Source organism: Micromonospora echinofusca, assembly GCF_017614955.1.
Classification (GTDB): Bacteria; Actinomycetota; Actinomycetes; order Mycobacteriales; family Micromonosporaceae; genus Micromonospora; species Micromonospora echinofusca_A.
On the sequence record NZ_WVUH01000272.1, the window covers coordinates 1 to 9,982 of the forward strand.

Here is a 9,982-nt window from a genome sequence, read left to right on the forward strand (position 1 = left end):
GCCACCACCCCGGCGGCCGCCGCGGCGATGGTCCACTGACGCCACCGGGCCGAACCACCCCGGCCCGCCGGTCGGGCCACCCCGCCCGGCGGCAACTGCGGGGTACGGCGGATCTGCGCCAGCACCTCGGCCCGCATCCGGGGCGGCGGCACCGACCAGGTTTGGTCGGCCAACCGGGCCACCGTCTCGCGGAGTTCGGCGACCTCCAGGGCGCAGGTCTCGCAGTCCGCCAGGTGCCGGCTGAACGCGGCCCGCTCGATGTCACTCACCGCGTCGAGCACGTACGCGCCGGCCAGCGCGTGGATGTCGGTCACCGGGTCACCTCCACGCCCAGGCAGTCACGCAGGCGGATCAGCCCGTCCCGCATCCTCGTCTTGATCGTCGGCAGGGCGGCGTCGAGCAGCACGGCCACCTGCTGGTAGGTGTGCCCGCCGTAGTAGGCGAGGGTGATCGCCTCCCGCTGGAGTTCGGTCAGCCCCTCCAGACAGCGGCGTACCTGCTGACGCTCCAGCCGGCTCGCCGCCTCCTCCGCCACCTCGTCGTACGGCGTCTCGCCGGAACCGGCGGCCACCCGGTGGTCACGTTCGGTGCTGGCCTGCTCGGCGCGGACCCGGTCCACCGCCCGGCGGTGCGCGATGGTGAAGATCCAGGAGGTGGCGGTACCCCGGGCCGGGTCGAACCGGGCGGCGGTGCGCCACACCTCGACCAGGATCTCCTGGGCCACCTCCTCGGCCTGGGCCGGATCCCGCAGCACCCGCCGCGCCAGCCCGTACACCCGGGGCGCGACGATCTCGTACAGCGCGTCGAAGGCGGCCTCGTCCCCGCGTCCGACCGCGCGCAGCAGCCGGTCCACCTCCCCGGTCGGGTCCACGGTGGCCGGGGCGGGGACCGACCGTAGCGGCGGGCCGGCGCCCGACCCGGTGGCCGGGCCGGCGGGCCGGGTCAGCCGATTGTCGGTGCGTCCCGGCCGGTCGTCGCCAGGGCTGCGGTAGGTCATCATCCTGGACGTCCCCCCGGGTGATCTGTCAGCCAGCACGGTAGGCATTCGACGCCGGACGCCTGCCGGATGGGTGAAACCTGCCGGACCTGCCGGACCGGCCGGACCGGCCGGACCGGCCGGATCTGCCCGACGCCGGTCCGACGCCCGTCGGGTAACGGTCGGGGCGTCCGCTCGGCTGAGCGTGGGCTCAGCCGGGCAGGCTGACCGTACGCCCCTCGGCGCGGGCCGTGCCGGCGGCGTCCAGCACGGCCACCACCTCCCGACCGAACCGCACGTCGCAGTGGTGGTCCCGGGTGCCGTTGTCGACCTCCTCGACCAACTGGTCGAGGGCGACGCCGAGCGCGGTCACCGGGCTACCGTCGCGCGCCGGTACCCGCTGCACGCCGTTCTCGCCGTGGAACAGCACCTCGTTCCGCATCGCCTCCGGTGGCGCGTCCAGGCTCAACGAGACCGTGCTGGTCGCGCCACCGGCGTGGTCGAGCAGCAGGTGCACCGCGTCACGCGGGCCGTCCATCGCGGCCACCCGGGTGACCCGGCCGAGCACCGGCAGGATCACCGAGAGGGCGTGCGGCCCGATGTCCCACAGCCCACCGTGCTCCCGCCGCCAGGCCGAACCGCCGTACGGGCTCTCCGGTTGGAAGATCGAGGCGAACATGGTGACCTGCGCCCCGTGCCAGCCGCCGACGGCGGCGGCCGAGGCCAGGAAGGCGGCGACGTTGGGGTGGAACCGGCCGGTGAAGAAGACCACCGAGGCGACCCCGGCCTGCGCCGCCGCCGTCACCACCCGGTCGGCGTCGGCCGTGGCCAACGCGAGCGGCTTGTCCAGCAGCAGGTGCCGGCCGGCGGTAGCGGCCCGCACGGCGATGTCGGCCTGCACGTCGGGCGGCAGGGCCACGGCGACCGCGTCGACCGCGTCGAGCAGCGCGTCCACGTCGTCGAAGGCCGGTACGCCGTGCCGCTGCGCCAGGGCGCGGGCCTTGGCCGGGTCACGGCCCCAGACCCCGGCCAGTTGCGCCTGCGGGTGCGCGTCGAGCGCGGCGGCGTGCGTCTGTGCCGCCCAGTGACCGGTGCCGAAGAGTCCGAACCGCAGCAAGGGTGCCCCCGTGTCGTCGTACGCCACGGTGACCCGTGGCGCGGTCCAGGCTAGTCGCCGCCCGGTTCCGGCGCAGGTCCGGCCGTTTTCCGACGACGGAACCACCGGTCGGGGTACCGGTGGGCGGCGATCCGGGCCTGCTCGGCCTCGACGGCGGACTCGGCTGCCTCGTCGACCAGCGCCCGGGCGGCCACCTCGGCGATCCGGGCCGCCTCGTCGAGGTGCCGGAACGCGGCGGCGGCCCGGTCGTACGCCCGGCGGGCGGCGATCAGTTCCGCCCGGTACCGCTCGACGACCTGCTCCCGGGCCTGCTGCACGGGGTCCGGTTCCCCGGCCCGTCGCCACACCTCGCGGAACTCCGCTCCGGAGAGGTCGCCCCGCCGGTACGCGGACAGCGCCGCCCGGGTGACCGTCCGCTCCCGGTCCCGCGCCGTGTCGTCGGTGTCCCGGGGTTCCCGGCTGGCGAGGGCGGCCCGCCAGGCCCGCTGGTACGCCGCTTCGGCCGCCTCCTGGGCCTGCCAGGTGCGGTCCCGGTCCTGTTCGGCGGCGCCGACCCGGTCCCGCGCGGCGAGCGCGGCGGCGACCGCCCGTTCCGCCTCGGCCCGCACCGCCTCGGCGTGCCCGGCCAACTCCTCGGCCTCGGCCCGGAGCCGGGCCGGATCGACCGGTGGCTCCCCGTCCCGGTCCGGTCCCGGCAGGACGGCCAGGCCGAGCAGGCCGAGGGCGGCCAGCAGCAGGACGATCACCAGGAGCCAGGTCGCGCCGTCACCCATGTCCATCAACTCCTCTGGCGTACCCGCCCGGAGACCATGGGTAATCATAGATTTGAATAAATGTGATTGCCATCACTGCCGACCCGGGGCAGGTGGCGGGACGCGGCCGGTACTACACCGCTTAGTAGGCTGTCGCGGTGAGCAGCGCAGCAGCAGCGGGTACGCCGGTGGACGGTCTCCCTGCGACCGGCACGATCGTGCTGTCGCTCGTCCTCGCGGCCTGGAGCCTCTATGCGACGGCCCGCAACCGGCCGCCGGACCGCAGCCACCTCGTCGGGCTGGGCCTGCTGGAACTGGCCGTACTCGGCCTGGCCGTGGTGGCCCTGGTGGCGCTGGCCGGCGGGGACCGGCCGGGCGAGCCCGGCGCGTTCTTCGGCTACCTGGTGACCCTGGTCTGCCTGCCCCCGCTGGCCGCCGTGCTGGCCCGGATGGAACCCACCCGCTGGGGCAGCGCCATCGTCACCGTGGTCTGCCTGGTGCTGCCGGTGGTCGTAGTCCGGCTCCAGCAGACCTGGCAGGTCACCGGTGGCTGAGCGGTCGGGCGGCCCGACGACCACGACCGACCGGCCGACGCGGACCACGAGCAGCGGCCCGGGTCGCCTGCTGGTCGCGGTCTACCTGCTCTTCGCCATCGCCGCGACCTGCCGCGCCGGTCTCCAGATCGTCACCAGGTTCGACGAGGCGCCGGTCGCCTACCTGCTCTCCGCACTCGCCGCGGTGATCTACATCGTGGCCACCGTGGGACTGGCCCGGGGCGGCACCGGCGGGCGGCGCACCGCCTGGCTCTGCTGCACGGTCGAACTGGTCGGCGTCCTCGCGGTCGGCCTCACCAGCGTGCTCGACCCGGCCCTCTTCCCCGACGACACGGTCTGGTCCGGCTTCGGCAGCGGCTACGGCTACGTACCCCTGGTACTGCCGGTCCTCGGCCTGATCTGGCTGGCCCGGACCCGCCGGGACGCCCAGGTCTGATCCGGTCGGCCCGGACCCGCCGGGACGCCCAGGTCTGATCCGGTCGGCCCGGACCCGCCGGGACGTCCCCGGCCGGTCGGTCCGACCCGACCGGCCGGGGCACGGGGAACGGTCAGTCGCGCGGACCGCCGGCCACGTAGATCACCTGGCCGGAGACGAACGACGCCCCCTCGCTGACCAGGAACGAGATGGTGTGCGCGATGTCGTCGGGCCGCCCGACCCGGCGGACCGGGATCTCCGCCGCCGCCCGTTCCTGCAACTGGTCGAAGTCGACCTTCATCCGGGCGGCGGTCGCCGCCGTCATGTCGGTGACGATGAATCCGGGCGCCACCGCGTTCGCGGTGACCCCGAACGGCCCCAACTCGATCGCGAGGGTCTTGGTGAAGCCCTGGAGCCCGGCCTTGGCGGTGGCGTAGTTCGCCTGCCCCCGGTTACCCAGCGCCGAGGTGCTGGAGAGGTTGACGATCCGTCCCCAACGCTGCTCCACCATGTGCTTCTGGGTGGCCTGGCTGAACAGGAACGCGCCGCGCAGGTGCACCCCCATCACGGTGTCCCAGTCCCCGTCGGTCATCTTGAACAACAGGTTGTCGCGGAGCACCCCCGCGTTGTTCACCAGCACCGTCGGGGCACCCAGCTCGGCGGCGACCCGTTCGACGGCCGCCTCGACCTGGGCCCGGTCGGCGACGTCCGCGCCGACCCCCAGCGCCCGCCCGCCGGCCGCACCGATCGCGTCGACGGTCTCCCTGGTGGCCGACTCCTCGATGTCCACCACGGCGACGGCCAGACCGTCGGCAGCCAGCCGGCGCGCGGTGGCGGCACCGATCCCCCGGGCTGCTCCGGTGACGATCGCGACGCGGGGCTGCTCCGACATGATTACCTCCGGGTAACTTACGGCTCGATCGGAGGAGCTTAACCCAGGGGTACGGCGCGGACCGTGCACCGGCTCAGGCCGATGCTCCACCGGCTCGGGCCGGGCGCGGCACCGGCTCAGGCCGACCAGCTCCGACAGAGCCGGATCCAGCGGTACCCGTACCCGGCGACCTTGAGCGCGTCGAGTTTGCCGACCTCGCCGTAGTGCCGGTCGCTGAGCACGTCGACCGGCAGGTCCGCCTCGGGGGCCAGGACACCGAGATCGACCTCGGCGTCGGTGGTACCCAGGTTGTGCAGGAACACCATGGTGCCGGTCGGCCCGTCCGCGCGGTGCGCGAGCACCCCGGGTGGCATCGGTACGTCGATGTGGGTGCACGAGCCGTTGCCCACCTCCGGCGCCTCGCGCAGGGTCCGGATCATCCGCTCGAACCAGGACAGCAGCGAGTTGCGGTCGGACCGCTGGGCGGTGACGTTGACCTTCTGGTAGGCGAACTCCCCCTTGTCGACGACCGGACGGACCAGCTTCTCCTCCTCGGCCGTGGAGAACCCGGCGTTCGGCTGGTACGACCACTGCATCGGGGTACGGATCGCCTCCCGGCCCGGCAGCGACAGGTCCTCGCCCATCCCGATCTCCTCGCCGTACCGCAGTACCGGCGTGCCGCGCAGGGTGAACTGGAGCGAGTAGGCCAGTTCGATCCGCCGCCGGTCGTTGCCGAGCATCGAGGCGAACCGGCGCCGGATGCCCCGCCCGTAGAGCCGCATCTCCTCGTCCGGCCCGAACTCGGCGTACACCTGGTTGCGCTGCTCGGCGGTGAGCCGGGAGAGGTCGATCTCGTCGTGGTTGCGCAGGAAGGTGGCCCACTGGCCCCCCTCGGGCAGGGCCGGGGTGTCCCGCAGCGCGTCGATGATCGGTTCCGGGTCCTGCCGGGCCAGGGCCAGCATCAGCCGCCCGTTGAGCATGAAGTCGAAGAGCATGTGCAGCCGGTTGGCCGAGCCGGCCCCGTCGCCGAAGTAGACCGGGAGCTGGTCGGGCTCGACGTTGGCCTCGGCGAGGAGCACCCCGTCACCCCGACGCCACTGCACGTGCTGGCGCAGCTCGGTGAGGAAGGCGAAGTCCTTGGGTGAGTCGGCGTTGCCCGGTTCGGTCAGCTCGATGATGAACGGGGCCGCATCGATCCGGAACCCGGAGACCCCGAGCTGGAGCCAGAACGAGACGATCTTCTTGATCTCCGCCCGGACCGCCGGGTTGGCGATGTTCAGGTCCGGCTGGAACTTGTAGAACCGGTGGTAGTACCACGCCTTCGCGGTCCGGTCGTAGGTCCAGGTCTCGTGCTGCTCACCCGGGAACACCATGCCCTGGTGCCGGTCCGCCGGCTCGTGCTCCGACCAGACGTACCAGTCGCGGTACGGCGAGTCGGGTGAGGACCGGGCCGACTGGAACCAGGGATGCTGGTCCGAGGTGTGGTTGACCACCAGGTCGATGATCACCCGGATGCCCCGGTTCTCCGCCTGGTGCAGCAGTTCGGCGAAGTCCCCGAGGGTGCCGAAGCGCGGGTCGATGTTGTAGAAGTCGGTCACGTCGTAGCCGTCGTCGCCGTTGGGCGACGGGTGCACCGGGTGCAGCCACAGGCAGGTGACCCCGAGCCGGGCAAGGTAGTCGAGCCGGCCGATCAGGCCGGGGATGTCCCCGATGCCGTCACCGTTGGAGTCCGCGAACGTGTCGATGTCGAGGCAGTAGACGACCGCCTCGGAGTACCACCTGTCACCCATACGGGTGTTCCTTCTCCGATCCGCCCGATCGGCAAACGCCCCTCGATCCCCCTCCGTCTCCCGGAAGTCGGGCTGTCGGTCGGGGCTGACGCCCCACCTACCAGGGACCCGGGTGGATCATGGTGGGTGAAGTGACCCGGGGTACCCGGCCGGCGGGATTGGCCCGGCCCGGCCCGGGTACCACTGGAGGTGCTCCCACCCGGCCACCGGGAGCGGCTCCCACCCGTCCGCCGGCTGCTCAGGAGGCACCGTATGGCTCTCGCCGCTGATGTCGATCCGACGCAGGTCGGCGGGCTGACCGGCTGGGTGGCCGGGGTGATCGACTCCCTCGGCGCGCTCGGCGTCGGGCTGCTGGTGGCCCTGGAGAACCTCGTTCCGCCGATTCCCAGCGAGATCGTCCTCGCCATGGCCGGCTACCTGGCCGGCGAGGGACGGGTCAACGTGGTGGCGGTGGTGCTCGCCGCGACGGCCGGCTCGGTCCTCGGTGCGCTGGCGCTCTACTGGGTGGGCGCCTGGCTCGGCGAGGAACGACTCAAGCGCTGGCTGGACCGGGTCCCCCTGGTCGAACTCGACGATCTGGAACGGGCGGACCGCTGGTTCGAACGGCACGCCCGGGCGACCGTGCTCTTCGGCCGGATGGTGCCGGTGGTCCGCAGCCTGGTCTCGGTACCGGCCGGTGCGAACCGGATGCCGATGGGCCAGTTCCTGGCCCTGACCACGCTGGGCAGCGGTATCTGGAACTCGATCTTCGTCGGGCTGGGGTACGCCCTCGGCTCCCGCTGGCAGGAGATCGACCGGTACAGCAACTGCTTCGACTACGCGATCCTGGCGGTCTTCGCTCTCATGATCGGCAACTGGGTGGTCAGGCGGGTACGCCGACGTCGGGCCCGGCGCGCCGACCCCGCGTCCGCCCCCCGCTGACCCCGCCGGGGGACGGCCCGGCGGGGTCAGCGGCCGGCTGTCAGCCGTACTGGGCGGTGATGCTGGTGAACTCCCAGGTGTTCTGGGCGATGCCGCTGCAGTTCGAGACCACCCCACCGCCCGGGCAGGGCCGGTCCCGGTTCACCGACCAGAACGTGAACCGGCCCAGTGAGCGGGCCTCCGCCCAGTCCCGGATCCGGGTCCAGGTGGCCGGGCTGGTCAGCTCCTGCTGGTCGGAGAGCCCGTTCATCCCGGACAGACCCATGTGCGTGTACGCGGTGGCGTCCGACCAGCCGAACGCGGTCTTCAGGGCCGCCTTCAGCCCTTCGGCCGCGTTGACCGTGTTCTGGTACATGTCGGTGTGGCCGTTGAAGTCGAACGGCATGATCGTGAAGGTGTCGATGTTGGCGCCGAGGGCCGCCGCCTGGTTGATCAGCCGGGTACCCCAGGAGTTCGGGCCGGTGGTCGTCGTACCGAAGGTGATGATCGTCCTGATCCCCGGGTTGTTCTGCTTGACGATCTTCAGCGCGCCGAGGATCCGGTCCTGCACCACCGCGTTCTCGAACTCGTCGGTGTTCTCGATGTCGATGTCGATCGCCTTCAGGTTGAAGGTGTCGATGACCTGCTGGTACGCCCCGGCCAGGGCGCTCGCCGAGGAGCAGTTCGGGCCGAGCTTGTTGCCGCTCCAGCCACCGATCGACGGGATCACGTCGCCGCCGGCGGCCCGGATCGCGTTGATCGTCGCGGCGTGCGCGCCACCGGTCAGCGGACCGCTGCCGTCCCAGGCCGGCGTGCACCCGCCGCCGGAGAGGACGAACGCGATGGTGAACCACTTCACCCCGGTCGCCGACATGACCGTCGCCGGCGCGGGCGGGTCACCCCAGCCCGGGTAGAGGTACGGCGCGGCGGCCATCCCGCCCGGAGTGCCGGTACAACCGGTGGTGGTCGCCGAAACCGCAGCCGACTTCGCCGACTCGCCCGAGGAGTTGTACGCCGCCACCGTGTAGCTGTGCGCCGAGCAGGCGGCCAGGCCGGAGATGGTGGCCGAGGTACCGGAGACGGTGGCCCGGACGGTGCCGCCCTCGTACACCCGGTAGCCGGTGACCGTGCCGCTGGACGCGGTCCAGGCCAGCGAGACCGAGCTGTTCGTGGTACCGGTGACCCGCAGGCCGCCGGGCACCCCCGGCCCCGACGGATTGCCGCCACCGGAGCAGGACGAGCCGTTGACCGTGCAGTTCACCGGGTCACCGGTGCCGCTGACCACGAAGCCGAACGAGGTGCTGGCCGCCGGGGCCAGGGTGCCGTTCCAGGACTGGTTGACCGCCGTGACGTGCTGGCCGGAGGTGCTCAGCTGGGCGTCCCAGAACGAGCCGAGCGAGCTGCCGGTGGGCAGGTCGAACTGGACGTTCCACGAGGTGATCGTGGTGGACGTGTCGTTGGTGACGGTGAACTTCGCCTCGTACCCGCTGCTCCAGCTGCTGGTGCGGACGAAGGCGGCGGTGGCGGCGGACGCGGCCGGCGCGGCCACCAGGGTCGCCGCGACCAGCGCGGCGGCCAGGCCGGCGGCGAGCGCCAGGGGTCGGAGTCTCATGCTGTCCTCCCGGACCGTGGTGGGGTGGGGTGAGGGATCAGGGCAGGGTGTCCAGGTGCGGGCGGACCGTGCGGGCGAAGCCGTTGCCGTTGCTGACGTCCCAGTTGACCGACCAGGTCATCGCGCCCCGGATGCCGGGATAGGTACGCGGCGGGCGGAAGCTGCCGCAGTTGGTGCCCCGGGCCAGGCAGTCGAGCGCGGCGTTGACCACGCTGGGTGCGACGATCCCGCCGCCGGCCGCGCCGGGGCCGGCGGGCAGGCCGAGCGCGACCTGGTCCGGGCGGAGCCCGGCCTCCAACTGGATGCAGGCCAGCGCCACGATGAAGTTGACCGTGCCCTGGCTGTACGCGGCGTTCTGGTCGCAGCCGAGCATCGCGCCGGAGTTGTAGTACTGGGTGTGGACGACCGTGAGGATGTCCCGGATGTCCAGGGCCAGCTTGAAGTAGCTGGTCGACGGGGACTGCATGTCGATGGTCTGCGGGGCCATCGTGATGATCAGGCCGGCGCCGACCTTCGCCCGCAGGGCGCGCAGGGCCTGCGCCATGTAGGTCGGGTTCAGCCCGTTCTCCAGGTCGATGTCGACGCCGTCGAAGCCGTACCGCTGGATCAGGGCGTACACCGTGTCGCTGAACCTGGTCGCGGAGGCCGCGTCGTTGACCGCCACCCGGCCGGTCTCCCCGCCCACCGAGATGATCACCTTTTTGCCCCGGGCCTTCAGGGTCTGCACGTCGGCGGCGAAGTCCGCGTCGGTGTAGCCGCCGAGGGCCGCAGACAGGCCGGGGTCGACGGCGAAGGTGACCGCGCCCGGGGTCGCGGTCGCCTCGGCGAAGGCCACCGCGACCAGGTCGTACTCGCCGGGCACGTCGCGCAGCCGCAGCTCCACGGCCGGGTTGTCGAAGTTGTGCCAGTACCCGGTGAGGAACTGCTTCGGCAGGCCGCTGGTCGGCGGCGGGGTCGTGGTCGGCGGCGGCGTGGTGGGGGGTGCGGTCGTCGGC

General features: G+C 72.5%; 11 protein-coding genes. 3 read left to right on the forward strand and 8 right to left on the reverse strand.

Translation table 11 applies throughout. The annotated features are described in order from the left end of the window. The 4 genes from GSF22_RS24865 to GSF22_RS24880 all read right to left on the reverse strand — a co-directional run. Window positions 1-314, reverse strand: a 314-nt coding sequence (locus GSF22_RS24865; protein WP_307804292.1) for a zf-HC2 domain-containing protein, incomplete at its 3' end; no start/stop codon positions are given. Continuing rightward, window positions 311-1,000: an ECF RNA polymerase sigma factor SigK gene (gene sigK / locus GSF22_RS24870; RefSeq protein ID WP_244454060.1), complete on the reverse strand. Its 690-nt coding sequence runs from the start codon at window positions 998-1,000 to the stop codon at window positions 311-313. The genes sigK and GSF22_RS24865, both read right to left, overlap by 4 nt. 187 nt (window positions 1,001-1,187) lie before the next feature. Beyond that, entirely contained in the window at window positions 1,188-2,093 is a 906-nt protein-coding gene (locus GSF22_RS24875; RefSeq protein WP_208816155.1) for a Gfo/Idh/MocA family protein, read from the reverse strand. Window positions 2,094-2,143: 50 nt separating this feature from the next. Continuing rightward, entirely contained in the window at window positions 2,144-2,914 is a 771-nt protein-coding gene (locus GSF22_RS24880) for a hypothetical protein (protein WP_208816156.1), read from the reverse strand. 89 nt (window positions 2,915-3,003) lie between these two features. Here GSF22_RS24880 and GSF22_RS24885 point away from each other — a divergent pair, with 89 nt between their 5' ends. Both GSF22_RS24885 and GSF22_RS24890 read left to right on the forward strand, forming a co-directional pair. Further along, window positions 3,004-3,399, forward strand: coding sequence for a hypothetical protein (locus GSF22_RS24885; protein ID WP_208816157.1), 396 nt, complete (start codon window positions 3,004-3,006; stop codon window positions 3,397-3,399). Continuing rightward, window positions 3,392-3,835, forward strand: coding sequence for a hypothetical protein (locus tag GSF22_RS24890; RefSeq protein WP_208816158.1), 444 nt, complete (start codon window positions 3,392-3,394; stop codon window positions 3,833-3,835). Before GSF22_RS24885 ends, GSF22_RS24890 begins: the two co-directional genes overlap by 8 nt. A gap of 112 nt (window positions 3,836-3,947) precedes the next feature. Here GSF22_RS24890 and fabG read toward each other — a convergent pair whose 3' ends face one another. Both fabG and GSF22_RS24900 read right to left on the reverse strand, forming a co-directional pair. Next, a complete protein-coding gene (gene fabG, locus GSF22_RS24895; RefSeq protein WP_208816159.1) occupies window positions 3,948-4,706 on the reverse strand; it encodes a 3-oxoacyl-ACP reductase FabG in 759 nt (252 codons plus the stop codon). Window positions 4,707-4,822: 116 nt separating this feature from the next. Then, on the reverse strand, window positions 4,823-6,475 hold the full coding sequence (locus GSF22_RS24900; protein ID WP_208816160.1) for an alpha-amylase family protein: 1,653 nt from the start codon (window positions 6,473-6,475) through the stop codon (window positions 4,823-4,825). Between the two features lie 252 nt (window positions 6,476-6,727). Here GSF22_RS24900 and GSF22_RS24905 point away from each other — a divergent pair, with 252 nt between their 5' ends. Beyond that, the gene (locus GSF22_RS24905) at window positions 6,728-7,396 is read left to right on the forward strand and encodes a DedA family protein (protein WP_208816161.1); all 669 of its coding nucleotides are present in this window, start codon (window positions 6,728-6,730) and stop codon (window positions 7,394-7,396) included. A 40-nt stretch (window positions 7,397-7,436) separates the two neighbouring features. Here GSF22_RS24905 and GSF22_RS24910 read toward each other — a convergent pair whose 3' ends face one another. Together GSF22_RS24910 and GSF22_RS24915 are read right to left on the reverse strand one after the other, a co-directional pair. Then, a complete protein-coding gene (locus GSF22_RS24910) occupies window positions 7,437-8,987 on the reverse strand; it encodes a cellulose binding domain-containing protein (protein ID WP_208816162.1) in 1,551 nt (516 codons plus the stop codon). A 37-nt stretch (window positions 8,988-9,024) separates the two neighbouring features. Next, window positions 9,025-9,982: chitinase (locus GSF22_RS24915; protein WP_208816163.1), on the reverse strand; the 958-nt coding region annotated here is incomplete at its 5' end.